Source organism: Geodermatophilus sp. URMC 61 (genome assembly GCF_052931555.1).
This window is the reverse complement of the sequence record NZ_JBRFHZ010000002.1, coordinates 4168253-4191840: the sequence shown is the minus strand read 5'-3', so window position 1 is coordinate 4191840 and position 23588 is coordinate 4168253. Positions and strand designations below refer to the sequence as shown.

Sequence of the window (23588 nt, the reverse complement as noted above, 5' to 3'; positions counted from 1 at the left end):
CGTGCCTCCCCACGACGAGACCTCACCGGTCGGGCCGCGCAGCGGCTCGGTCCGCCGTCCGCCGTCCGGCCGCACCGCCGGTGGCGGCGGTGGAGGCGGGCGTCCGCCCGCAGGCCGCGGTGGCCGGCCTCCGGCCGGCCGCGGGGCCCGGACGACGGCGTCCCGCACCGGCGCGGCTGCCACGGGCGCCCGCCCGGCGGGCAAGGCCGTCCGCACCGGGAAGCAGCGCCGCACTCGCCGGCTGAAGGCCCTCGGCGCCGCGTTCGCCGGCGTGCTCGTGCTGCTCGGCGTCTTCGTGGGCGTCGTCTACGCGACCACCGAGGTGCCCGACCCGAGCTCGGTGCAGAACGCACAGACGACGATCGTGTACTACGGCGACGGCACCACCGAGATGGCCCGGCTCGGCGTGGACGGGGGCAACCGCACCAACGTCGACCTGACCGAGGTGGCCGAACCGGCGCGCGATGCGATCCTCGCCGCCGAGAACCGGAACTTCTACTCCGACCCGGGCATCTCCTTCACCGGCATCGTGCGCGCCGCCTGGAACAACCTCACCGGCGGCTCCACGCAGGGTGGCTCGACGATCACCCAGCAGTACGTGAAGAACGCCTTCCTGACGCACGACCAGACGTTCAGCCGCAAGTTCCAGGAGCTCTTCCTCTCCGTCAAGCTCGACAACGAGTACGAGAAGGACGACATCCTCGAGAACTACCTGAACACCATCTACTTCGGTCGCGGCGCCTACGGCATCGAGGCCGCCGCGAACACCTACTTCGGCGTGCCGGCCAGCCAGCTGACCGCCCAGCAGGGCGCGGTGCTCGCCGTCCTGGTCCGCAGCCCCTCCACCTACGACCCGGAGTCCAACCCCGAGGGGGCGCAGGACCGCTGGGGGCTGGTGCTCGACGCGATGGTCGACGAGGGCTGGCTGACCGAGCAGGAGCGACAGGCCTCGGTCTACCCGCCGGTGCTGCCGCGGACCGGCTCCAACCTGGGCATCCCCGACGGGCCGGAGGGCCTGGTCGTCCAGCGCGCCATCGCCGAGCTGGAGGCCAAGGGCTACGACGAGCAGCAGATCCGGGCCGGCGGCCTGCGGATCACCACCACGGTGGACAAGCGCTACCAGGACGCCGCCATCTCCGCCGTCGCCGACGTGATGGACGGTGAACCGGAGAACCTGCGCGAGGCGCTGGTGTCCGTCGACCCGAACACCGGTGCCGTCCGGGCCTACTACGGCGGGCCGATCGGCGCCGGTGACGGCGCGGTCGACTACGCGCAGGCCCTGCGCCAGCCCGGCTCGTCGGTCAAGCCCTACGTGCTGGCCACCGCGCTGGAGGACGGCATCAGCGTCAACGCCCGGCGCGACGGCTCCTCGCCGCAGGAGTTCCCCGACCGCCCGGGCCTGCCGGTCCGCAACTCCGGCGGTGCCTCGTGCGGCTCCTGCACGCTCATGGAGGCGCTCACCCGCTCCCTGAACACCACCTACTACGGGCTGGCCTACGAGGTCGGCGCGGAGCGGGTCCGGCAGAACATCCTCGAGGCCACCGGCCTGCCGGAGGCCTGGCCGGACGAGCCGTCCTACGGGGTGCTCGCCGGCAGCAACACGCTGGCCGACCCGGAGACGGGCGCGACCGGCGCCTCGATCGGCATCGGTCAGTACGAGATGCGCCCGATCGACCAGGCGCACGGCTTCGCCACCCTCGCCACCGGCGTCGAGCACGAGCCGTTCTTCGTCGCCCGGGTGACCGACAGCGAGGGTGCGGTGCTGCTCGACTACAACGGTGACGCCGGGGACCGGGTCTTCGAGGAGGAGGTCGTCAACGACGTCACCTACGCGATGACCGACGTCGCCGCCTACTCGCGCCGCTCGCTCGACGGTGGCCGCGAGGTGGCCAGCAAGACCGGTACGCAGGGTCAGGGCGAGGACAACTCCGACGCCTGGATGGTGGGCTTCACGCCGTCGATCTCCACCGCGGTGTGGATGGGCAACGACTCGCCCGCCCAGCCCATCGAGGACGTCAACGGCCGCATCATCTACGGCTCGGGCCTGCCGGGCGCCATCTGGCAGGAGTTCATGGACAACGTGCTCGACGGGACGCCGGAGGAGGACCTGCCCGACCGCGCGCTGATCCGCGGCGACACCGGCAACGGTGTGCCCGCGCCGGAGCCGGAGACGCAGACGCAGGCGCCGGTCCAGGTCACCGCCCCGCCGACGCAGCAGGCAGAGCCCACCCCGACGCCGATCCCGACGCCCACGCCGACCGAGACGCCGACCCAGACGCCGACCGCGACGCCCAGCGAGTCGACGACCGAGGAGACGGAGGAGGACGGTCCGCAGTTCGACGAGGGCACCACGCCCGGCCAGAACGGCAACGGCAACGGCGCTGGCCCCGGTACCGGCAACGGCACCAACGGTCAGCAGCTGGGCGGCTGACCTCCGGCGGGCAGACTGACCCGCATGAGCACGATCCCCACGGGCCCGTCCGCACCAGCGGACGGGCCCGCGGCGTCCCCGGCCTCGGACGGTCGCCCCGACCGCGTCGTCCCCAGCTGGACCGACCCGGTCGTGGCGCAGGCCAGCGAGGCGGTGGGCGGGCCCTGGGGCCGGCACGCGGTCGTCGGGCGGGCGCTGTTCTGGACCCCGCTGCGGGTCTGCCTGCTGTTCGCCTCGACCGTGCTGGCGTTCGCCTGGCTCAAGCAGGCGCCCTGCGCCGACGGCGACTGGACCGGATCGCTGCAGTACACCCACCTCTGCTACTCCGACCCCGTCCCGCTGTTCGGCATCTACGGGCAGGGTGAGGGGGCGCTGCCCTACCTCGACGCGCGGGTGGAGTACCCCGTGCTCACCGGGGCGGTCATGGCGCTCGCCGCGCTGCTGTCGGGCTGGTACGACCGGCTGGCCGCCACGGTCGGCGTCCTCCCGGCGGTCCCGCCGGTGGAGAGCTACACCGTCGTCACGGCGCTGCTGATGTCGCTGTGCGCGCTGGTGGTGGTGCGCGCCGTCCTGCCGTTGACCGGCCGGCGGCCGTGGGACACCGCGATGGTGGCGCTGTCACCGGTGCTGCTGGTCTACGCGTTCAACAACTGGGACCTGCTGGCCGTCGCCCTCACCACCCTCGGGATGTGGGCGTGGGCCCGACAGCGGCCGGTGCTCGCCGGGGTGCTGCTCGGCCTGGGCGTGGCCGCCAAGCTCTACCCCGTCCTCGTGCTGGGCGCACTGTTCCTGCTGTGCCTGCGCGCCGGTGCGCTGCGGGTCTGGCTGCGGGCGGCGCTCGTGGCGGCCGGCGCCTGGCTGGCGGTCAACCTCCCGGTGGCCCTGCTGGCACCGGAGAACTGGGGCTGGTTCTTCGCCTTCAGCCGGCAACGCCCGGCCAACCCCGAGTCCATCTGGAACGTCCTGCTGACGGTCACGGAGAACCGGGTCCTCGACGGACCGCTCGCCGAGGGTGAGACGCCGTCGGTGCTCAACACGGTGGTGGCCGTGCTGCTGCTCGCGTTCGCCGCTGGGGTCGCCTGGCTGGTGCTCACCGCTCCGGTGCGCCCCCGGGTGGCACAGGTGGCCTTCCTGCTGGTCGCCGCCTTCCTGCTGCTCAACAAGGTCTACAGCCCGCAGTACGCGCTGTGGCTGCTGCCGTTGGCGGTCCTGGCCCGGCCGCGGTGGCGCGCGCTGCTGGTCTGGCAGGTCAGCGAGGCCCTGGTGTGGATCCTGACGATGCTCTACTACCTCGGCACCGACAACCGCGGCGTCGAGGTGCAGTGGTTCTTCACCGCCGTCCTGGTCCGGGACGCCGTCCTGGTGGCGCTCATGGTGCTCGTCGTCCGAGAGGTGCGGCGGCCGGACGACGACGTGGTCCGCACCAGCTGGCCCGGCGTCGACGACCCGGCCGGAGGGGTGTTGGACGGAGCGCCCGATGTGGTGACGCTCGACAGCCGGGGACGGGTCCTGTCGCGACGAGTGGGGTCCGGAGGGTCCCCGACGAGGGACGGCTAGGCCCCAGCGCAGTCCGGTACGGCTGTGGTCCGCGGTGTCGGCCGGAGGGACGACGGACGTCAGCGCTCCACGTGGAACACGGACCCGGGTCAGGCCAGGGCCTGCCGGAGCAGCACGATCTCCTCGGCGTGGCTGGCGGCGTCGCCGGGCGTCTCGAGGACGATCGGGCAGTCCGCCGCCCGGGCGACCTCCACCAGCAGCTCGGTCGGGATCTCGCCCTCGGCCAGCGGGGCGTGCCGGTCGCGGCTGGAGCCCTGCGGGTCGCGGCTGTTGTTCAGGTGCACCAGGTCCACGCGGCCGGTGATCGCCCGGACGTCGTCCACCGCGGTCGCCAGGTCCCACCCGGCGGCCCACGCGTGGCAGGTGTCGAGCACGAAGCCGGCGCCGAACCCGCCGACGGCGTCCCACAGCCGGGCGAGGGCGTCGAGGTCGCGGGCCATGGCGTTGCCGCCGGCGGCGGTGTTCTCGATGAGCAGCGGGACGGGGAAGCCGCCGTCCTCGGCCTGTCGGGAGAAGGTCTTGCGCCAGTTGTCGACGCCGGCCGCCGGGTCGTCCTTGGCCAGCACGTGCCCGCCGTGCACCACCATGCCGAGCGCACCGACCGCGGCGGCCGCCTTCGCGTGCGCGGCCAGCAGCTTGCGGCTCGGGATGCGGATGCGGTTGTTCGTCGTCGCCACGTTGAGCACGTACGGCGCGTGGACGACGACCGTGAGGTCGCTGGCCAGCAGGTCGGCGGCGTCCGGGCGCGGCTTGGGTTGCGTCCAGCCCTGCGGGTCGGCCAGGAAGACCTGCACGCCGTCGGCGTCCATCTCCGCAGCGCGGGCGAGCGGGCCGCCGGCATCGAGCTCGTTGTCCTCGGTCAGGCCGGGTCCGACGTGTACGCCGATCGGGTGAGCTGCCACGCGCCCGACCCTAGAAGGAGCCCCTGCCCTCCGTCGCTCGCTGGCCCCGTCCCGGGTCCCGCGCCGAGCTTGCGAGGGGTGGGCAGGACGGGGCCTTTCCACCTGCAGGGGCCGGCGGGCCGGTCGGCGCTGGTACGCTCGGCTGAGCGCGTTCCACCGGTGGCCGTCACCGGGCGGGGCGCGCGACGCGTGTACGACCCTCCTGCTGCAGACCGACTGCAGCCGCCCAGACCAGAGGAGGTGGGGTTCTCCGTGCGTCACTACGAACTGATGGTCATCCTCGACCCCGACCTGGAGGAGCGCACGATCGCTCCCTCCCTCGACCGGTTCCTCAGCGTCGTCACCAACGCCGGTGGCACCGTGAAGACCGAGATCTGGGGTCGTCGCCGGCTGGCCTACGAGATCAAGAAGCAGATCGAGGGCATCTACGCCGTCGTCGACATCCACGCCACGCCCGCCGCGGTGGCCGAGCTCGACCGGCAGCTCAACCTCAACGAGTCGGTCCTGCGCACGAAGCTCATGCGGCCCGAGGTTCACTGACCATGGCCGGCGAGACCGTCATCACCGTCATCGGCAACCTCACGTCGGACCCGGAGCTGCGGTTCACGCCCTCCGGCGCCGCGGTCGCCAACTTCACCGTGGCCTCCACGCCGCGGACCTTCGACCGTCAGTCGCAGGAGTGGAAGGACGGCGAGGCGCTCTTCCTGCGCTGCAACGTCTGGCGGCAGGCGGCGGAGAACGTCGCCGAGTCGCTGACCCGCGGGTCGCGGGTGATCGTCTCCGGCCGGCTCAAGCAGCGGTCGTTCGAGACCAAGGAAGGCGAGAAGCGCACCGTCGTCGAGCTCGAGGTCGACGAGATCGGCCCGTCGCTCCGCTACGCCACGGCGAAGGTCACCAAGGCCTCGCGCGGCGATGGCGGTGGCGGCTTCGGCGGCGGTGGCGGTGGCGGTGGCGGCTTCGGTGGCGGCGGGTCCAGCGACCCGTGGTCGACCCCGGCCCCGCCGTCCGACGAGCCGCCCTTCTGAGCAGGAGGACCCCTCTGCCCCCCACCGCCCGCACGCTCGCGGCGGGGACCTGCAGAGGAGCCGTTCCAGCACCTCACCACGCTCGGTGCGAGCCCCTGCGAGGGGGCCGTTCCATTCCGTCACTCTCTGGAGAACCCCGGTGGCCAAGCCCCCCGTTCGCAAGCCCAAGAAGAAGGTCTGCCAGTTCTGCAAGGACAAGGCGACCTACATCGACTACAAGGACACGACGCTGCTGCGGAAGTTCATCTCCGACCGCGGCAAGATCCGTGCCCGCCGCGTGAGCGGCAACTGCAGCCAGCACCAGCGGGACGTCGCCACGGCCGTCAAGAACAGCCGTGAGATGGCCCTGCTGCCCTACACCTCCACGGCGCGCTGACCATGAGCACCCAGAAGCTGATCCTGACGCAGGAGGTCACCGGCCTCGGGTCCTCCGGTGACACCGTGGAGGTCAAGGGCGGATACGCCCGCAACTACCTCCTGCCCCGCGGCCTGGCCATCGTGGCCACCCGCGGTGCCGAGAAGCAGGTCGAGTCGCTGCGCCGCGCGCGTGCCACGCGCGAGGTGCGCTCGCTCGAGGAGGCGCAGGCCGTGGCCGGGCGCCTGTCGGGCCTGACCGTCCAGGTGCCGGCGCGCGCCGGTGAGGGCGGCCGTCTGTTCGGCCGCATCACCACCGCCGACGTCGTCAACGCCGTGACCGCCGCCGGTGGCCCCGCGCTCGACCGGCGCCGGGTGGAGCTGCCGAGCAGCATCAAGACCACCGGCCAGCACACGGTGACCGTGCGGGTGCACCCCGAGGTCACCTCGCAGCTGACCATCGAGGTCGTCCCCGGCTGACGAAGGCCCCGTCCTCCCCACCCCCGCGAACTCGCGGCCGGACCCTGCAGGAGGGCCGCACAGCACCGCCCACGAGGGGCGTCGGGCTCCGGTCCGGCGCCCCTCACGGCGTTCTGCCGCAGCCCTCACTCACGCGGGCGCTGTGGCTGCCGGACGGCGACCGTCAGTCGACCGCGGCGGCCCGGCGCACATAGGGCGCGACCGGGCTGAACTGCAGGGCGCGGGGCAGTGCGCGGACCAGGGACCTCTCCCCTGTCACGACCAGCAGACGGTCGCGCACCGCCTCCCCGTACCCGATGCGCCCCACCCAGACCTGGTACAACACGTCGAGCCCGACGTCGACGGTGACGTCGACGTCGAAGCCCGGGTCGGTGAAGCACAGGGAGACGTCCGTGGGCGTGACGACCAGCCAGTAGAGCCGCCGCCGGCCCTCGACGAACCGGAACTGCAGCACGACCCGGCGGGGCTCGCCGAAAGCCTTCGCATCGATGCCCCCGCGGATCCACCACATGAGCACGGTCGCGTCGAGCTCGTCGGGCCGTGGTTCGCCGAACGCCCAGCGGGCACCCCACTCGGCCAGGCCGAAGACCAGCGGGCGCAGTTCCTCGCCGGCCTGGGTGACGCGGTAGCGGCCGTCGTGGTGCTCGACGAGCCCGGCCCGGACGAGGTGGTCCAGGCGCTTGGAGAGCAGCCCGCGGGAGAGCCGCGGCAACCCCCGGGCGAGCTCGTTGAACCGCTCCGCGCCGACCAGCAGGTCGCGCACGATGAGCAACGTCCACCGGTCGCCGAGCAGCTCCAGCGACCGGGTGATCGGACAGTACTGGCCGTACCGGGCCATGCCGTCGATGGTGACAGGGGCGGTGCAGAACCAGAACTGGATGGGGCGCGCCGGCGTCCGGATCGTGGCGGCATGACGACGACAACAGAATCCCCGCGTACGGACGAGCAGGTCCTCTCCCTGGCCGCCGAGGTCGGCCGTCGCGCCGCCGAGCACGACGCCGAGCACGACAGGGACGCGACCTTCGTGAGTGAGGCCTACCGCGCCATGGCCGAGACCGGCTACCTGGCGATCGCGGTCCCGGTGGAGTTCGGCGGGGCCGGCGCGACCTGGCGCCAGGTGGTGCTCGCCGAGCACGAGTTGGCCCGGTGGTCCGGCTCGGCCGCCCTCTCGGCGGCCATGCACCAGTACCTGACCCTCGTGCACCGCTGGCGGCACCGGCGCGGAGCGGCGGACGCCGAGGCCACGCTGCGCCGAGTGGCCGACGAGGGCATCGTGCTGGCCACCAGCGGCGGCTCGGACTGGGTCAGCCCGACGACGACCGCGGTCGAGGCCGACGGCGGGTACCTGGTGCGCGGCCGGAAGTCCTTCTGCTCGCAGGCGCCGGCGGCGACGGTCCTGGCGACCTCGGCCGTGCTGGGGGAGCCTCGACCGGGGGCCGAGGTGCTGCACTTCGGGATCCCGCTCACCGCGCCGGGCGTCTCGCTGGTCGACACCTGGGACACGTTGGGCATGCGCGGCACGGCGAGCCAGGACGTCGTCCTGGACGACGTCTTCGTGCCGGCCGAACGGGTGCTCGGCCGGCGCCCGTACGGCCAGCTCGCCGGTCCCCTGCTGCTGGCGGCGATCCACTTCGCCCCCGTCGTGGCCGGGGTCTACCTCGGTGTGGCGCAGGCCGCTCACGAGGAGGCCGTGCGGCTGGCCACCCGTCGCCCGGAGCCGGCCCCCGCCGCGGTGCGGCAGATCGGGGAGATGCAGGCACGGCTGCGAGTGGCCCGCTGGGCGCTGCTCGGCGCGGTCGGGGAGGTCGGTGAGTACCCGCCGCTCGAGCACGCGGTCCTGGAGACGCTGATGACCGCCAAGCGCCACGCGGTGCTCGAGGCGGTGGCGGTGACCGACCTGGCCCTGCAGGTGGCCGGCGGTCCGGCGTTCTACCGGACGTCGCCACTGGAGCGTGCCTACCGCGACGTGCGGGGCGGGCCGTTCCACCCGCTGACCCCCGAGGCCACCCTGGCCGCCGTGGGCGAGGCCGCCGTGCGCGCCGCCCGCGGCTGACCGCCACCGGCCGAGGCACCGGACCGTCGAGGGCGGCCGGACGCCGGCACGTCGGGCCCTCGGCCACCGCTGCGCGGGGGCACGACGGTCGGTCGTGGCGGCGCCCCCGGTGGCCCGCCTCCACCGGGTGTCGACCTGTGGACGTGTGACCGCTGGGGCGGCTGCGGCGGCCCCTGCGACACGCCGGACGACGACACCCGGATTTCTCGCAGGTTTTTCCCGTCCACACCCGGTGAGTCGTCTCCGCGCAGGTCAAGGGCGGGATACGAGGGACGGCGTCGCGGCGTCCCCCGCTGTCTCCACATGTCGACACGGCTGTGTCCACCGACTTGTCCACAAGTTGTGCAGAAGCGCGTTCACACCGGTGTTGGACTGGTCCGTCCGCACTTCCTAACGTCCTCCACGGCTGCCGTCGGGGCGGAACTGTCGGACCTCCGCGGTAGCAATGACCCGAACGCACGTTCGAGTCACGTGTGCAGCGTTCTGGTGCTTCCCCCACCAGGCCCCGGCGATCCCGCCGGGGCCTGTGCGCGGGTGCGCCGTGAGTGGATGGAGGACCCCGTGGCGGTGGCCGACGACTTCGAGCGTCCGTCCCCGACGGCGCCGGCGTACGACCGGCAGCCGCCGCAGGACGTCGCGGCGGAGCAGTCGGTGCTCGGCGGCATGCTGCTGAGCAAGGACGCGATCGCCGACGTCGTCGAGGTGCTGCACGGCAACGACTTCTACCGACCGGCGCACCAGGTGATCTACGACTGCATCCTCGACCTGTACGGGCGGGGGGAGCCGGCCGACGCGATCACCGTCGCCGCCGAGCTCAACCGCACCGACCAGCTGTCGAAGATGGGTGGCGCGGTCTACCTGCACACCCTGATCCAGTCGACGCCGACGGCCGCCAACGCCGGCTACTACGCCGCGATCGTCGCCGAGCAGGCGGTCCTGCGGCGGCTGGTCGAGGCCGGCACCCGCGTCGTCCAGCTGGGCTACGGCGCCGCCGGTGGCAAGGGCGACGTCGACGACATCGTCGACCGCGCCCAGCAGGAGATCTACGACGTCACCGAGAAGCGCATGAGCGAGGACTACGCGCGCCTCGAGGACGTCCTGCAGCCGACGATGGACGAGCTCGACGCCATCGCCTCCCGTGGTGGCACCGCCCGCGGCGTGCCCACCGGCATCCGCGACCTCGACGAATTGACCAACGGTCTGCAGGCCGGCCAGATGGTCGTGATCGCTGCACGTCCCGGTGTGGGCAAGGCCCTGGCCCTCGACACCCCGATCGCCACGCCGGTCGGCTGGACGACGATGGGCGAGGTCGCGGTCGGGGATCAGGTGATGGGTTCCGACGGCCGCCCGACGACGGTCGTGGCCGCCACCGAGGTGATGACCGGCCGGCCCTGCTACGAGGTTCACTTCTCCGACGGCTCGGTGATCGTGGCCGACGCTCAGCACCAGTGGCTGACCGAGACCCGCGCCAGCCGGAAGTCGGCGCAGGCGGCGGCCTCCGGCTACAGCCGCGATCGCAACCAGCGCACGTTCGCCGAGGTCCGGACGACGGAGGAGATCGCCCGCACCGTCCGCTGCGCCACCAAGGACACCCGGCTCAACCACTCGGTGACCAACGCAGCGCCGCTGGAGCTGCCGGAGGCCGACCTCCCCCTGCCGCCGTACGCGCTCGGTGTGTGGCTGGGCGACGGAACGTCCCGAGCCGCGCACTTCACGAGCAACGACCCCGAGATCGCCGTGTACATCGAGGCCGAGGGGCTCGTCGTCGAGCCGACGGGCGTCCACCGTCGGTACTCGTTGCGGCTCCCGACGCGGCCGGCCGTCGCCCCTCGTCCGTGCCGGATGTGCGGCGAGCTGTTCGTGCCGCAGACGTCGCAGGTGCAGACCTGTGGCCAGACGTGCGGTGGCCGGCTGCGGGCCAGCGGCGGTGTCGGCCGTCAGGCGACCTGCCCGGACTGCGGTGGTCCCTCGGCGGGCTTCGCGCAGTGCCTGGCCTGCCGTGACCACCACGGCACCGTGCCGGGCATCCTGCGCACGCTGGGGGTCTTCGGCGACAAGCACATCCCGACCGCGTACCTGCGGGCCTCGCTGGCTCAGCGACGTGCCCTGCTGGCTGGGCTCCTGGACACGGACGGAACGGTGACGCCGAGCGGTGTCGTGCGGTTCGCGGTGACCAACCCGCGGCTGGCCGAGGACGTACGCGAGCTCATCGCCAGCCTCGGCCACCGGGTGCGGATGACCCGCAAGCGGGTCAGGGGTCGCAGCGAGCCGTCGTCCACCTGCTTCACGCTGACGTTCAGCACGGATGACGAGGTGTTCCGTCTGGAGCGGAAGAAGCGCGTCCACAAGGAGCGCGGTGCCCGCAGCTCCACCGCCCGCGGCGTCCGTTTCATCACTGACGTGCGGCCGATCGGCAGTGTGCCGGTGCGGTGCATCGAGGTCGCCGCCGAGGACCACCTGTTCCTCGCCGGGCGGAGCTTCATCCCGACCCACAACTCGACGCTGGGGCTGGACATCGCGCGATCGGCGACTGTCAAACACCATTTGGCAACGGTCATTTTCTCGCTGGAGATGAGCAAGCACGAGATCACCATGCGTCTGCTGTCGGCGGAGGCGAAGGTGCCGCTGCACCACATGCGAGCCGGCACGCTCTCGGACGAGGACTGGTCGAAGCTGGCGCGGCGAATGGGCGAGATCGCCGACGCGCCGCTCTACATCGACGACTCGCCGAACATGACGATGATGGAGATCCGGGCGAAGGCGCGGCGGCTCAAGCAGCGCAACGACCTGAAGCTGGTGGTCATCGACTACCTCCAGCTCATGACCTCCGGCAAGCGCGTCGAGAGCCGTCAGCAGGAGGTCTCGGAGTTCTCCCGTGCGCTCAAGCTGCTGGCCAAGGAACTCGAGGTCCCGGTCATCGCGATGTCGCAGCTGAACCGTGGGTCCGAACAGCGTCAGGACAAGAAGCCGATGCTCTCCGACCTTCGCGAATCCGGGTGCCTGCCGGCCGAGACCCGCATCCTGCGGGCCGACACCGGCGCTGAGACGACGATGGGCGAACTCTTCGAGAGCGGGGAGACCGACGTCCCCGTGTGGGCCCTGGACGACAACCTGCGCTACGTCCGCCGGCACCTCACGCACGTCTTCTCGACCGGGGAGAAGCCGGTGTTCACCATGACGACCTCGTCGGGCAAGACGATCCGGGCGACCACCAACCACCCGTTCCTCACCTACGACGGGTTCAGGCCGCTCGGTGAGCTGGCGCCCGGCGACCGCATCGCCGTGCCGCGTCACGTGCCCGCGCCGGACCGGATGACGGTCTGGGAGGACGAGAAGGTCGTCCTGCTGGCCCATCTCATCGGCGACGGCAGCTTCGTGAAGCGGCAGCCGCTGCGGTACGCCTCCATCGATGAGGAGAACCTGCGCGCGGTCACCACCGCGGCCCTGCACTTCGGCGTCGTGGCCGTGCGGGACGACTACGCCGCTGCCCGTTGCACCACGCTGCGGCTGCGCGCTCCTTTCCCGCTCACTCACGGACGTCGGAACCCCATCGCCGCCTGGCTCGACGAGCTCGGTCTGTTCGGCCTGCGCAGCCACGAGAAGTTCGTCCCCGAGCCGGTCTTCTCGCTGCCCAAGAAGCAGATCGCGCTCTTCCTCCACCATCTGTGGGCCACCGACGGCTCCGTCACGGTGAACAAGAACGGGCGGGGCGGTCGGGTCTACTACGCCTCAACCAGCAGGCCGCTTGTCGACGACCTCGCGCGGTTGCTGCTGCGCTTCGGGATCTCGTGCCGCATCCGCCGCGTGCGGAAGTCCGGCTACCGGGACGGCTGGACGCTCGACATCAGCGGCTGCGACGACCAGCGTCGATTCCTCAACGAGATCGGGGTCCACGGCGCCCGCGGTGCGGCCGCCGAGCAGTTGCTCGGGATCGTCCGAGAGATGTTCGGCAACCCGAACGTCGACACCGTGCCCGTCCAGGTCTGGGAGCGCGTTCGCGCGGTGCTGGAGGAGAAGGGCATGAGCCATCGGTCCTTCACCGCAGCGATGGGATCGGCCCTCTGCGGGAGCACGATGTGGAAGCACGCGCCGAGCCGGGAACGACTGGGCCGTATCGCAGCCGTACTCGAGGACGCCGAGTTGGAGATCCAGGCGGTCAACGACGTCCTGTGGGACGAGATCGTCTCCATCGAGCAAGGTGCCGTGGAAGAGGTCTACGACGCCACGGTGCTCGGTGGGCACAACTTCGTCGCCAACGGAATTGCAATTCACAATAGTATTGAGCAGGACGCAGACATGGTGATGATGATCCACCGCGAGGACATGTACGAGAAGGAATCACCGCGGGCGGGTGAGGCCGACATCATGCTGGTAAAACACCGCAACGGCCCGACCGCGAACGTCACGGTCGCCTTCCAGGGCCACTACAGCCGCTTCGTGGACATGGCGAACTGACCGCACGACCCGCACGTGGAGAGGCCCGGAGCGACACACGCTCCGGGCCTCTCCCGTGGACCGGTCGGGACGTCGGCCGCTGAGCGGCCTCGACGTCAGGAGATCGGTGGCCTCACCCGACGGGTTCCGCGATCGGCCTCCCGCAGCCCTGGCAGAAGCGCGCACCGAACGAGTTCCCCTCGTGGGCGCAGGGCTCTCCGGCGGGAGTGCCGGCCTGCGCCGCGAACGCAGCCGCCGGAGCGGACGGAGCGTGCCGAGCGGGGCGCCGGCGCAGGGCCATCGCCACCATCGAGAGCCCGACGACGAGCACCAGTCCGGCGCCGGCGACCGCGTACGCCCAGACGGGGATCTTCTCGAACAAGCCCTTCTCGTCCGTCCGGGACGCCGGGGTGGTCCCGGTGGACGGGGCGGGAGCCGAGGACGTCGGGACGAGTTCGACGTCGAGCCGCTCCAGGTAGGTGCGCAGGGCGGTGGCGTCGGTGATGAAGTTGAAGTTCGTGGCGTCGCCCAGGGTGATGAAGCTGTTGACGCCCAGGACCTCGCCCCGTTCGTTGATCGTCGGGCCGCCGGACATGCCGTAGGACAACTCCGCGTTGACCTCGGTGCCCGCGACGCCGTCCGGGCTGACCTGCGAGGAGCTGACGGTGCCGCTCTTGAAGGACGCCCGGAGGCGGGACACGTCCGTGACGGCGGCGACCGTGTCCGGGAACCCGATGGACGTGATCGGGTCGCCGATCGCGGCGGGTTCCTCGGCGATGGCCAGGGCCGGGGTGGCCTCGGGCAGTCCGTTGGCCTTCAGCAGTGCGAGGTCGCCGTCGGCGAACGGCTGGTGGTCGACGACCTGCACGGTGATCGGATCCGTGATGACGGCGCCCTCGACGGCCGGCGGCTGCACCACCTGCACCACCCGGACCGGGTCGGACCCCTGCTCCAGGCCCTCCACCGGCCAGTTGGCGAAGGCCTCGGCCGCTCGGTCCTGCATGTTGTTGTCGACGAGGAACTGCTGCAGGATCGCGGCCCTTCCCTCCGCGGGGTCGACGCAGTGACCGGCCGTCACGATGTGGCCGTCCTCGGCGGCGAACCAGCCGGTGCACCCCGACATGACGTTCACGGGGGCCGACCAGACGGGGGCACCGGTGGCGTCGGGGTGCAGGACGTAGCCCTCCCAGCTCACTCCGACGAGCACGATGGACTTCTCCGCATCGGAGACCTCCGCGGCCGCTGCCGTACCTGGGCTCGCCAGGAGCATCCCCGTGCAGGCGATGCCGGTCATCAGGACTGCCGCGGCGCGGCGTCCTCGGTGCGCTCTCGCCTCGTGGCGATCGGTCATGGGGACTCCCGGGTGGGTCGGATGGACATCGGGTCGCGGTGCGCAGGGCCTCCGCCACCCCCACGACGGCCTCGGGCGGAGCCCTGATACATCGCCGGACCCGGCGTGCCCTTCGGCCCTGGGCGCGGCCGTGCCTCGCGGGCAGGGTGCTCGTCGACCGCGCGCACCGGGACTTCCCCCTGGAGGCCGAGATGAAGGAGTGCCGGATCGTCCGCGGCGAGGCCCAGGAGAGCTACCGCGGCAAGCAGGGCCTCGACTACTTCGCCGGCATCTCGGCCGAGAGCGCCGGGTCGGAGGGGCTGTGCCTGCACCTGCTCGTCCTGCCGCCCGGCGCGGAGGCCGAGCCGCACCTGCACGAGAACCACGAGTCGGCCATCTACGTGCTGGAGGGGTCGAGCTCCTTCCGGCACGGCCCGGACCTCGAGCGCGTGGACACCGTGCACGCCGGGGACTTCGTCTACATCCCCGCCGGGGTGCCGCACCAGCCGTTCAACCCGACGGACCGGCCGGCGCGGGCACTCATCGCCCGCACGGACCCGAACGAGCAGGAGAGCGTCGTCCTGCTCTGAGCCCGGCGCCCGGTGCGGCCACCGACGGTCGGCAGTCCATGGCCGCCGTCGCGCTGCTGTCCTGCCCGGAGGACCCTGACGGCCGTCTGACCTGTTCTCCTCACGCCGCTTGTGACTGTCGTCACCGCGCGTCAGGAAAGGACCCCCAACCCCTGGAGATCCCGTGCAGCACCGACGCCGGCACCGGGCGACCTCTACGGTCCTCGGCGTCCTGGCCCTGACGGCCGCCCTGTCGGTCACCGCGACGCCCGCGGCGGCCGGTCCTCCGAAGGCCGAGCCGGTCTCATTCTTCCCGACCGACGAGCTGACCGTCCGCGACCCGGGCCAGCTGACCGGCCGCCGCGTCGCCCTGCCCACCACGGGCTGCGCGACACCGGTGGCCTGCGGCCTGCTCGACGAGCTCAACGAGCTCGACGGCTTCGACCTCGACCCGCGGATCGCCGTCCGCTTCGACCGCGCGGTCGACCCGGCGGTCGCCGCCGCCCGCGTCACCGTGGAAGCCACCCACGGCGGCTGGCGGACCGGTGTCGACCGCGTGGTCTGGGACCCCGCCACCGCCACTCTGCACGCCCACCCCACCGAGCAGCTGGCGCCCGGCAGGACGTACCGGATCCGGGTGGAGGACGGCCGCGACACCCGGGCCGGGGAGACGACCTTCACGACCCTGAGCGCCACCGACGGCCTGCTGGACCTGCGCCGCCAGATCGACACCGGCCGGGCGTTCGCCGACTCCGGCATCACCGACCGCGGCCTCCGGGTCGAGGGCGTCTTCCCGGCGGACGGGACGACGATCGCCTGGGCGCGGAGCGGGGCGCCGAGCACGCCCCAGAGCCCGAACCCGGCACCGATCGGGCTCCCGCCGTCCCTGGCCGGCAGCACCATCGTCTTCGGGTCCTACCTGGCGCCGTCCTGGCTGCAGTCCGACGTCACGATCGCCCAGACGCCCACCCGGGACGCCGGTCCCAGGGCGGTCGGGGCGGCGCGACTGCCCTTCGTCGCCGTCCTGCCGCCCGGTACCCCGCCGCCCGGCGGCTGGCCGGTCGCGGTGTTCGGCCACGGGTTCACCAGCTCGACGAACGCCGTCTTCCCCGCCGCCGCCACCAACGTCACGCAGGGGATCGCCACCATCGCCACCAACGTGGTCGGGCACGGCTACGGCCCGGGGAGCACCTGGGAGGTCACCCGCGGCGGGCAGACGACCTCCGTGCCCGCGTACGGCCGCGGGGTCGACCAGGACGGCAACGGGGTCGTGCTGCCCAGCGAGGGCTCCTCGGCCTCGGGCCCGGCGGCCGCCGTCTCCTCCCGGGACGCGCTGCGGCAGACGGCCGCGGACGTCATGACGCTGGTGCGCGCCGTGGGCGGCACCGACGTCGACCGCAACGGGACGCCGGAGCTCTCCGGTCGGGAGGTGGCCTACGTCGGGCAGAGCTTCGGTGGCATCTACGGCACCCTGGTCGCCGGTGCCGACCCCACGGTCGCCCGCTCGGTGCTCGACGTGCCCGGCGGCCCGATCACCGAGATCGCCCGGCTGTCGCCGTCCTTCCGGCCGCTCACGACCGCTGCGCTGCAGGCCGTCGGGATCCTCGGTCCCACCGACCCCGACTTCCGGGAGCGGCTGCCGCTGCGCGGTCAGGGTCCGCTGACCGTTCCCGACAGCCGAGCGCTGGCCATCCAGGAGTACCTGGCCCGGGCGACGTGGTTGGCGCGGTCGGGCAGCCCGGAGACGTTCGCCCCGCTCGTCGACCCGCGCCGGGTGCTGGTGCAGGTGGCGTTCGGTGACCAGACGGTGCCCAACCCGACGTCGTCCACGCTGGTGGACGTCGGGGACCTGTGGTCGCGGACCAGCCTCTACCGCAACGACCGCACGGACCAGAGGACGCTCAACCCGCACGCGTTCCTGCTGGACCTTCGCAGCTTCCCCACGGCGGCGCAGCAGGGCCAGACGCAGGTGGCCGCGTTCCTCGGCCGCGGGCAGGTACTGGACCCCGACGGGGCCGGCGACGTGTGGGAGGTGCCCGTCCGCGACCCGGTGGTGCTGCGGTCGCTCAACTTCGGCATGTAGGCCGGACGACGCGCAGGCAGCCCGACGGCGCGCTGCACGCGCTGGAGGTGTTCGCCGACGTCACCCCGATGACCCCCACCCTCCGCGCGCGGGAGGTGTGCGACTGGCTGGCGACGGTCACGTCGCCCGACGGCGGCCTGCCGTTCGCCCTGCCCCGCCGTCGCCGGACACCCCTGGCTGGGCCGAGCGACCACGTACTGCCTCGCGGCGGTACGTGCCCTGGGCGAGCAGCCGCACGCTCTCGAGCTGGCCTTCGCGGCGCGGTTCCTCGACGCCGCCGCTCCGACACGATCTGGCGGACTGGTTCCAGGAGGTGGGCAAGCGCTTGAGCCAGGCGGATCCCCGGACAACGGCCTGGCGCCGGTGACCTCTCTGCTGGACAGCTCGGCGTGGGTGCTGGGTGGACGCAACCGGGCTGTCGCGGAGCGACTCCCAGCGGCGACGCGGACCGGGGACCTGGGTGTCTCGACGGTGACTGCGCTGGAGGTCCTGTACAGCTCCCGCAACGTCGAGGAGTACGAGGCGAGGTGACGCTCGACTGCCTACGTCGGTTGCCCTGGTACGACCTCAGCGACCCGAGAGCGGCAGTCGCCGTGCAGCACCGTCGGGCCCAGCGAGGTCAGCACCGCACGTCCCTCCCGGACGTGATCGTCGCGGCGACCGCTGCCGAGCACGGGCCGACGGTGCTGCACTACGACAGCGACTACGAACGACTGTCGGAGGTCACCGGTGCCGCCCACGAGTGGGTCGCACCCCGTGGTGAGGGACACGGCCGGCAGGGCTGCTCGAGGAAGGCCTCGTCGGCCTCGACCAGGCGGTAGGTGTGCCGGGTCTGCACCGATCTGGTCGCGCAGTGAGCCCGTCAGCACCGAGGAGGTTGACCACCGACCGCTCGGGGCCGGCGTCCGACAGCGAAGCCGTCCCGGTCCCGCGTCAGCTCTCACGGAACGAGAACTGGGGCCGGGTTCCACGTGGAACCCGGCCCCAGTTACGAGGGGTGCAGCCGCGTCAGGCGGCGGCCGCCGTCCACTCCGCCTGCAGGCGGCGACGGGTCCGCCGGTCGCCGGTCGTCGCCTTGTAGAGCTTGACCAGCTGCGACGGCAGGTTCCTGCGGTTGGTGGCGTCCAGCCAGCCGTTGGGCAGCGACAGCCGGATGATCTTGTGCCAGGCCGAGCCGACCTGCTTCGGCAGCGGCGCGGTGTGGTAGTTCAGGCCGTAGCGGGCGAACAGGTCACGGATCTTCGGCGCGATCTCGGCGTACCGGTTGCTCGGCAGGTCCGGGAACAGGTGGTGCTCGATCTGGTGGGACAGGTTCCCGGTCATGATGTGCATGGCCTTGGAGCCGGAGATGTTGGCCGAGCCGAGCATCTGCCGCAGGTACCACTCACCGCGGGTCTCGCCGTCGATCGACTTCTTCTCGAAGGTCTCGACGCCCTCGGGGAAGTGCCCGCAGAGGATCACCGAGTTCGACCAGAGGTTGCGCACCAGGTTCGCGGTGAAGTTGGCCGCCAGCGTGGAGAGGAAGTTCGGGCCTGACAGCAGCGGGTGGATGACGTAGTCCTTGCGCACCTGCTTGCCGATCTTGCGCAGCACGGCCTTGGCGCGGGCCCGGAACTCCGGGTCCCCGGTCCGCTTCTTGGCGATGGTCCCGGCCAGCTCCAGGTCGTAGGCGGCGATCCCGTACTCGAAGAAGCAGGCGTTGATGAAGCTCCACAGCGGCTGGCCGAGGTGGAACGGCTGCCACGGCTGGTCCTCGTCGACGCGCATGATGCCGTAGCCGAGGTCGTTGTCCTTGCCGACGACGTTCGTGTACGTGTGGTGCAGCTCGTTGTGCGAGTGCTTCCACTGGTCGGCCGGGCTGGCCATGTCCCACTCCCACGTCGTGGAGTGGATCTTCGGGTCCCGCATCCAGTCCCACTGGCCGTGCAGGATGTTGTGCCCGATCTCCATGTTCTCGAGGATCTTGGCGACCGACAGGCCGATCGTCCCGACCACGAACGCGGGCGGGAAGCCCGAGGCGAGCAGGACGGCGCGGCTGCCCAGCTCGATCTTGCGGTGCACGTCGATGACCCTGCGGATGTAGCGGGCGTCGTTTTCGCCGCGGCTGTCGATGACGCCCTGGCGGATGTCGTCGAGCTCCTTGCCGATGAGCTCGATGTCCTCGCTGGTGAGGTGCTCGATCGGGTTCTCGGTCTTCTTCTGCAGAACGGTCATGCGGTGCAGCTCCTCGGGTCTCGAGCGGTCAGTGGTCGATGTCGCAGGCGCCGGCGGCGGCGCTGATGCAGGTCTGGACGAGGACGCCGTCGCCGGGGACGGCGGTGGTCACCTCGCCGGTGCGCAGGTCCCGGACGGCGCCCTCCCGCAGAGGCAGCACGCAGCCGTAGCAGATGCCCATCCGGCAGCCGCTGGGCATGAGGACCCCGGCGTCCTCGGCGGCGTCGAGGATGGGGGTGGCCCCGTCGGCCTCGATGCTCGTGCCGTTCCGGGTGAAGGTGACCGTGCCGCCCTCACCCGGGACGAGGATCGTGGGCCGGAAGCGCTCGGTGAACAGCCGGTCGGCGATGCCCGCGGCGCTCCAGTGCTCCTCGAGCGCCTCGAGCATGCCGACCGGGCCGCACGCCCAGGTGGCGCGCTCGGCCAGGTCGGGCACCAGCTCGGCGATGGCCGCGGCGTCGAGCATCCCGGCGGTGTCGGTGTGCTGCTCGACCAGCCGGATCCGGCCGGCGGCGGCGAGCTCCCGCAGGTCCGGGCCGAAGACGACGTCCTCCGGCGTGGGAGCCGAGTGCACGACGACGACGTCGGTCAGCTCGTCGTGGTTGCGCAGGATGCCCATGACCGGGGTGATGCCGGAGCCGGCGGTGACGAACAGGACCTTGGCGGGCGCCTGCGCGGGCAGGACGAACTCGCCGGTGGCCTGGTCGAGGTGGACCAGCGTGCCGGGCTGCGTGCGGTGCACCAGGTGGTTGCTGACCTTGCCGCCCGGGATGGCCTTCACGGTGATGCTGATGCAGCCGTCGGGCCGGTCCAGGTGCGAGGTGAGCGAGTACGCCCGCCACATGCGCACCCCGTCGACGTCGATGCCGATGCGGACCCACTGCCCGGGGACGTGGCGCTGCCAGTCGGCACCCGGCCGGATGACCAGGGTGGCGGCGTCCCGGGTCTCCCTCTGGACGGCGACGATGCGACCGCGCAGGTCGGCGCCCGCCCGGAGCGGGCTGACCATGTCCAGGTAGTCGGCCGGCAGCAGCGGGGTCGTGACGAGCTCGGCCAGGCGCATCGCCCGGTCGCGCAGCGCGCTCAGGGTCGGCCGGGCCGACGGAGGGCGCGGGACGGTCGCGGTCATACACCTGATGGTTCCCAGCGCTGCGCGTAATTACCTGTGCCGTGGGCGTGAACGTGCTGCCGGTTACTGTCTCTGCCGAACAAAGACCGGAGCGGAGGGAGCGTCGGTGGCACCGGAGCAGGACACCTTCCCGCCCGAGGTCGCGGCGGCGATGCAGGGCCAGCTGCCGGCCGTCGCGGAGCGGACCGTCGCGGCGATCGTCGTCGAGGTGCCGAGCTACACCGAGGCATTCAGCGGCGTCATGGGCCGGAAGATCGAGAACGCCGTCCAGCTGGCCCTGGGTGGCTTCCTGGAGCTGGCGACGGCGGACGGCGGGGCGGACCCCAGCCGGCCCATCGGCCCGGCGCTCGAGGGCGCCTACGCCCTCGGTCGCGGGGAGGCCAAGTCGGGCCGGACCATGGACGCGCTGCTGGCCGCCTACCGGGTGGGCGCCCGGGTGGCGTGGCGGCACATGAGCGAGACGGCGGTGGCCGCCGGCATGCCCGCCGGGTCGCTGGCCCGCTTCGCCGAGCTGGTGTTCGCCTACATCGACCAGCTGTCGGCGGCCAGCGCCTCCGGGCACGCCGACCACCTCGACAGCAGCGGCCGGCTGCGCCGCCGCAACCTGGAGCGGCTGACGGAGCTGCTGCTGACCGGCGCGCCCCCGTACGACCTCGCCGCCGCCGCCGAGCGCGCGGACTGGGCGTCGCCGCGCACGCTGACCGCGGTGCTGCTGCCCGAGTCCCGCGTCCGCGGCGCGCTGGCCGTGCTCGACGTCCGCACGCTGCAGGCCGGGGAGGACCTGCCCGGCACCGAGCCGGGAGCTGAGCGCGCGGTGCTGCTCGTGCCGGACGCCGACGGGTACGCCCGCACCCAGCTGGTCCGGGCGCTGAGCGGGCGGGAGGCCGTCGTCGGCCCGGCCCGGCCGTGGCAGCAGGCCCGCGCCTCCTACTCGCGGGCGCTGCGGGCGCTGCAGCTGGACCTGCGCCCGGACGGCGACCTGCCGGTCGACACCGAGCTGCGGCTGGCCGACCTCGTGCTGCGCGCCGACGGCGAGGCGCTCACCGACCTGCGCGCCCAGGTGCTCGCCCCGCTCGACGGGCTGGGCCCCGGCCCCCGCGAGAAGCTGGTGGAGACCCTCCGCGCCTGGCTGCTGCACCACGGGCGCCGGGAGAAGGTCGCCGCCGAGCTGTTCGTGCACCCGCAGACGGTCCGCTACCGCATGGGGCAGCTGCGCGACCTGTACGGCGAGCGCCTCGAGGACCCGCAGTGGGTCCTCGAACTGACCCTCGCCCTCGGTGGGGTGGAGCGGTGAGCGTCCTGGTGGTCCACGGGCTCGAGAACCGGCTCACCGGTCGGTCCCTGAGTTGATCATGGAGTTGTCACCGCCGAGACGGGACGACCCGCCGCAGGAGGCCGCGACAACTCCATGATCACGGCAGGAGGCTGTCGAGGACGGGGTCCTCCCTCAGGCGGGGCGGAGGACGGCGACCAGGAAGTCCGACCCAGGCGTGAACGGCCGCAGGTCCCAGGTGGACAGCAGCAGGTCCTCGGCCCAGCCGGCGGTGCGGGCGTCGGCGCGGAAGTCGTCGAAGGCGTAGCCGCGGCCGGCGCCGAAGCCGATCGCCGCCCGCCCGCCGGGTGCCACGTGCGCCCGCAGCCGCTGTAGGACGGCGACCCGCGTGGCCGGCGCCAGGAAGGCCATCACGTTGCCCGCCGACACGATGGCGTCGAACGGCTCGGGGATGCCGCGCGCAGGCAGGTCGAGCTCGGCGAGGTCGCCGACCAGCCACCGCGGCCCGGGGTGGTCCTCCTCGGCGGCGGCGATGAGCACCGGGTCGACGTCCACCCCCACGACGTCGTGCCCGGCGCGGGCCAGCCAGCCGCCGGTGCGCCCCGGTCCGCAGCCGGCGTCGAGCACGCGGGAGCCGCGCGGGAGCATCGCGTCGACCAGCCGCGCCTCGCCGGCGAGGTCGAACCCCTGGGCGGCGAGGTCCCGGAACCGCTGTACGTAGGCGGTCGAGTGGCCGGGGTCCCGCTCGGTCATCCGCACCCACGCGCTCTGCTCGGTCATGTGCCCATGCTCGCCGACCGGCGCAGATCCCGAGGCAACCGGTACCCGACGTCCAGGTGGGCCACAGGTGCGCACCCGAGGCTCGTCTCCGCCAGCGGCCCGCCGGGGGCCGCAGGACGACGGGAGGCCCCGCCATGACCCACACCCCGACCGGACGCCGGTCCCGCCGCCGCACGCGGGCGGTGCTCCCGACCCCACCGTCCGCCGACGCCCTCGACGCCGACCTCGCGGTGCGGGTGGCGGCGGCCGCCCTCGCGGAGCACCCGGGCGCGACCCTCGACCGGGTGGAGGTGGACGGCGAGGGCCGCTACGCGGCCCACCTCGTCACCTGGTTCGGTCAGCAGGTCGTCGTCCCGGTCGACCGGGACCTCACGGTCACGGGGTGGACGGCGCTGGCGCGCTGACCCGCCGGCGCGTCCGGTGGGCGCTCAGGTGCGCGTGCGGTCCTCGAGGCCCCGGCCGGGGTGCCAGGACAGGATCCGCAGGGCGGCCCGGTCGTCGGTCAGGCCCGTCCACACCACCTCGGTGAGGTCGAGCCGGAACACGTGCGCACCGTCGTCCTGCCGGTGCGTCTCGACCGCTCGACCCGCGACCTTAGCCTCCCCCGGCCAGCTCGCCCCGTCCTCGCCCGGGTCGGCGGTCGGGCCGTGCAGCGCGAAACGGGGGTCGCGCCGCAGGTCGTCGACCTTGCGGGCGCCCGGCATGGAGCCGATCCGCAGCTCGCCGTCGTCGCCGAACTCGACCTCGATGCCGCTGATCCGCGGCGACCCGTCGGCCCGCAGCGTCGCCACGGTCGCGTGCCTGCCCGCGGCGAACGCCGACCGCACCCGCGCCGCCAGCTCGGTGACCCCCGCGGCGACCTCTCCCCAGCTCGCCATGCGGCGCAGTCTGCCGCTCGGCCCTCCTGCGGCAGAAGGACCCCGTCCCCCCACCCCTCGCAGGCTCCGGGCGGTGCCCGTACGGGGCCGTGGTGG

The 23588-nt window shown here is 72.7% G+C and carries 21 protein-coding genes; 14 read left to right on the top strand and 7 right to left on the bottom strand.

The genetic code is table 11. From position 1 onward, the window contains the following. Nucleotide 1 precedes the first annotated feature (1 nt). Both ACU610_RS19590 and ACU610_RS19585 read left to right on the top strand, forming a co-directional pair. Complete coding sequence (locus ACU610_RS19590; protein WP_446769367.1) at nucleotides 2-2431, top strand: transglycosylase domain-containing protein; 2430 nt, start codon at nucleotides 2-4, stop codon at nucleotides 2429-2431. Nucleotides 2432-2455: 24 nt separating this feature from the next. Then, nucleotides 2456-3988 (top strand): glycosyltransferase family 87 protein, encoded by a 1533-nt coding sequence (locus tag ACU610_RS19585; protein WP_446769366.1) that lies wholly within the window; start codon nucleotides 2456-2458, stop codon nucleotides 3986-3988. A gap of 89 nt (nucleotides 3989-4077) precedes the next feature. Here ACU610_RS19585 and ACU610_RS19580 read toward each other — a convergent pair whose 3' ends face one another. Next, complete coding sequence (locus ACU610_RS19580) at nucleotides 4078-4890, bottom strand: deoxyribonuclease IV (RefSeq protein WP_446769365.1); 813 nt, start codon at nucleotides 4888-4890, stop codon at nucleotides 4078-4080. Nucleotides 4891-5142: 252 nt separating this feature from the next. Between ACU610_RS19580 and rpsF the strand changes: the two genes are divergently transcribed. The 4 genes from rpsF to rplI all read left to right on the top strand — a co-directional run bounded on the left by rpsF (nucleotide 5143) and on the right by rplI (nucleotide 6749). After that, nucleotides 5143-5430, top strand: a complete 288-nt coding sequence (gene rpsF / locus ACU610_RS19575) for a 30S ribosomal protein S6 (RefSeq protein WP_446769364.1) — start codon at nucleotides 5143-5145, stop codon at nucleotides 5428-5430. Nucleotides 5431-5432: 2 nt separating this feature from the next. After that, complete coding sequence (locus ACU610_RS19570) at nucleotides 5433-5915, top strand: single-stranded DNA-binding protein (protein WP_446769363.1); 483 nt, start codon at nucleotides 5433-5435, stop codon at nucleotides 5913-5915. Nucleotides 5916-6054: 139 nt separating this feature from the next. Beyond that, the gene (gene rpsR, locus ACU610_RS19565) at nucleotides 6055-6291 is read left to right on the top strand and encodes a 30S ribosomal protein S18 (RefSeq protein WP_012951016.1); all 237 of its coding nucleotides are present in this window, start codon (nucleotides 6055-6057) and stop codon (nucleotides 6289-6291) included. A 2-nt stretch (nucleotides 6292-6293) separates the two neighbouring features. After that, on the top strand, nucleotides 6294-6749 hold the full coding sequence (gene rplI, locus ACU610_RS19560; protein WP_446769362.1) for a 50S ribosomal protein L9: 456 nt from the start codon (nucleotides 6294-6296) through the stop codon (nucleotides 6747-6749). A gap of 163 nt (nucleotides 6750-6912) precedes the next feature. Here rplI and ACU610_RS19555 read toward each other — a convergent pair whose 3' ends face one another. Next, nucleotides 6913-7587: a winged helix-turn-helix transcriptional regulator gene (locus ACU610_RS19555; RefSeq protein WP_446769361.1), complete on the bottom strand. Its 675-nt coding sequence runs from the start codon at nucleotides 7585-7587 to the stop codon at nucleotides 6913-6915. A 72-nt stretch (nucleotides 7588-7659) separates the two neighbouring features. Here ACU610_RS19555 and ACU610_RS19550 point away from each other — a divergent pair, with 72 nt between their 5' ends. Together ACU610_RS19550 and ACU610_RS19545 are read left to right on the top strand one after the other, a co-directional pair. Further along, complete coding sequence (locus ACU610_RS19550) at nucleotides 7660-8802, top strand: acyl-CoA dehydrogenase family protein (protein WP_446769360.1); 1143 nt, start codon at nucleotides 7660-7662, stop codon at nucleotides 8800-8802. A 561-nt stretch (nucleotides 8803-9363) separates the two neighbouring features. After that, nucleotides 9364-13257 (top strand): replicative DNA helicase, encoded by a 3894-nt coding sequence (locus ACU610_RS19545; RefSeq protein WP_446770735.1) that lies wholly within the window; start codon nucleotides 9364-9366, stop codon nucleotides 13255-13257. A gap of 112 nt (nucleotides 13258-13369) precedes the next feature. Here ACU610_RS19545 and ACU610_RS19540 read toward each other — a convergent pair whose 3' ends face one another. Continuing rightward, complete coding sequence (locus tag ACU610_RS19540; protein ID WP_446769359.1) at nucleotides 13370-14587, bottom strand: S1 family peptidase; 1218 nt, start codon at nucleotides 14585-14587, stop codon at nucleotides 13370-13372. Between the two features lie 146 nt (nucleotides 14588-14733). On the opposite strand from ACU610_RS19540, the gene ACU610_RS19535 reads away from it, so the two are divergent. The 4 genes from ACU610_RS19535 (at nucleotide 14734) to ACU610_RS19520 (ending at nucleotide 18039) form a co-directional block, all read left to right on the top strand. Further along, on the top strand, nucleotides 14734-15156 hold the full coding sequence (locus ACU610_RS19535; RefSeq protein ID WP_446769358.1) for a cupin domain-containing protein: 423 nt from the start codon (nucleotides 14734-14736) through the stop codon (nucleotides 15154-15156). A gap of 163 nt (nucleotides 15157-15319) precedes the next feature. Continuing rightward, a complete protein-coding gene (locus tag ACU610_RS19530) occupies nucleotides 15320-17218 on the top strand; it encodes a hypothetical protein (protein WP_446769357.1) in 1899 nt (632 codons plus the stop codon). Between the two features lie 363 nt (nucleotides 17219-17581). Further along, nucleotides 17582-17749 carry a hypothetical protein gene (locus ACU610_RS19525; RefSeq protein ID WP_446769356.1) on the top strand — a complete coding sequence of 56 codons (168 nt, stop codon included), beginning with the start codon at nucleotides 17582-17584 and terminating at the stop codon, nucleotides 17747-17749. A 113-nt stretch (nucleotides 17750-17862) separates the two neighbouring features. Next, a complete protein-coding gene (locus ACU610_RS19520; RefSeq protein ID WP_446769355.1) occupies nucleotides 17863-18039 on the top strand; it encodes a hypothetical protein in 177 nt (58 codons plus the stop codon). Nucleotides 18040-18226: 187 nt separating this feature from the next. On the opposite strand, the gene ACU610_RS19515 is transcribed toward ACU610_RS19520, so the two are convergent. After that, nucleotides 18227-19432, bottom strand: coding sequence for a fatty acid desaturase family protein (locus tag ACU610_RS19515; RefSeq protein WP_446769354.1), 1206 nt, complete (start codon nucleotides 19430-19432; stop codon nucleotides 18227-18229). Nucleotides 19433-19460: 28 nt separating this feature from the next. Continuing rightward, on the bottom strand, nucleotides 19461-20561 hold the full coding sequence (locus ACU610_RS19510; protein WP_446769353.1) for a ferredoxin reductase: 1101 nt from the start codon (nucleotides 20559-20561) through the stop codon (nucleotides 19461-19463). A gap of 106 nt (nucleotides 20562-20667) precedes the next feature. Here ACU610_RS19510 and ACU610_RS19505 point away from each other — a divergent pair, with 106 nt between their 5' ends. Further along, complete coding sequence (locus tag ACU610_RS19505; protein WP_446769352.1) at nucleotides 20668-21855, top strand: PucR family transcriptional regulator; 1188 nt, start codon at nucleotides 20668-20670, stop codon at nucleotides 21853-21855. Nucleotides 21856-22008: 153 nt separating this feature from the next. On the opposite strand, the gene ACU610_RS19500 is transcribed toward ACU610_RS19505, so the two are convergent. After that, a complete protein-coding gene (locus ACU610_RS19500) occupies nucleotides 22009-22614 on the bottom strand; it encodes a class I SAM-dependent methyltransferase (RefSeq protein WP_446769351.1) in 606 nt (201 codons plus the stop codon). 134 nt (nucleotides 22615-22748) lie between these two features. Between ACU610_RS19500 and ACU610_RS19495 the strand changes: the two genes are divergently transcribed. Beyond that, a complete protein-coding gene (locus tag ACU610_RS19495) occupies nucleotides 22749-23018 on the top strand; it encodes a hypothetical protein (RefSeq protein ID WP_446769350.1) in 270 nt (89 codons plus the stop codon). A gap of 24 nt (nucleotides 23019-23042) precedes the next feature. Here the strand turns inward: ACU610_RS19495 and ACU610_RS19490 are convergent, their stop codons facing one another. After that, on the bottom strand, nucleotides 23043-23492 hold the full coding sequence (locus ACU610_RS19490; RefSeq protein ID WP_446769349.1) for a pyridoxamine 5'-phosphate oxidase family protein: 450 nt from the start codon (nucleotides 23490-23492) through the stop codon (nucleotides 23043-23045). Between the last annotated feature and the right edge of the window lie 96 nt (nucleotides 23493-23588).

Excerpts from the sequence above, each read along its gene's own strand:
- ACU610_RS19570 (WP_446769363.1), top strand. The coding sequence starts at position 5,433 with ATGGCCGGCGAGACCGTCATCACCGTCATCGGCAACCTCACGTCGGAC.
- ACU610_RS19500 (WP_446769351.1), bottom strand. The coding sequence starts at position 22,614 with ATGACCGAGCAGAGCGCGTGGGTGCGGATGACCGAGCGGGACCCCGGC.
- ACU610_RS19550 (WP_446769360.1), top strand. The coding sequence starts at position 7,660 with ATGACGACGACAACAGAATCCCCGCGTACGGACGAGCAGGTCCTCTCC.
- ACU610_RS19490 (WP_446769349.1), bottom strand. The coding sequence starts at position 23,492 with ATGGCGAGCTGGGGAGAGGTCGCCGCGGGGGTCACCGAGCTGGCGGCG.
- ACU610_RS19510 (WP_446769353.1), bottom strand. The coding sequence starts at position 20,561 with ATGACCGCGACCGTCCCGCGCCCTCCGTCGGCCCGGCCGACCCTGAGC.
- ACU610_RS19495 (WP_446769350.1), top strand. The coding sequence starts at position 22,749 with ATGACCCACACCCCGACCGGACGCCGGTCCCGCCGCCGCACGCGGGCG.
- ACU610_RS19540 (WP_446769359.1), bottom strand. The coding sequence starts at position 14,587 with ATGACCGATCGCCACGAGGCGAGAGCGCACCGAGGACGCCGCGCCGCG.
- rplI (WP_446769362.1), top strand. The coding sequence starts at position 6,294 with ATGAGCACCCAGAAGCTGATCCTGACGCAGGAGGTCACCGGCCTCGGG.
- ACU610_RS19585 (WP_446769366.1), top strand. The coding sequence starts at position 2,456 with ATGAGCACGATCCCCACGGGCCCGTCCGCACCAGCGGACGGGCCCGCG.
- ACU610_RS19515 (WP_446769354.1), bottom strand. The coding sequence starts at position 19,432 with ATGACCGTTCTGCAGAAGAAGACCGAGAACCCGATCGAGCACCTCACC.
- ACU610_RS19555 (WP_446769361.1), bottom strand. The coding sequence starts at position 7,587 with ATGGCCCGGTACGGCCAGTACTGTCCGATCACCCGGTCGCTGGAGCTG.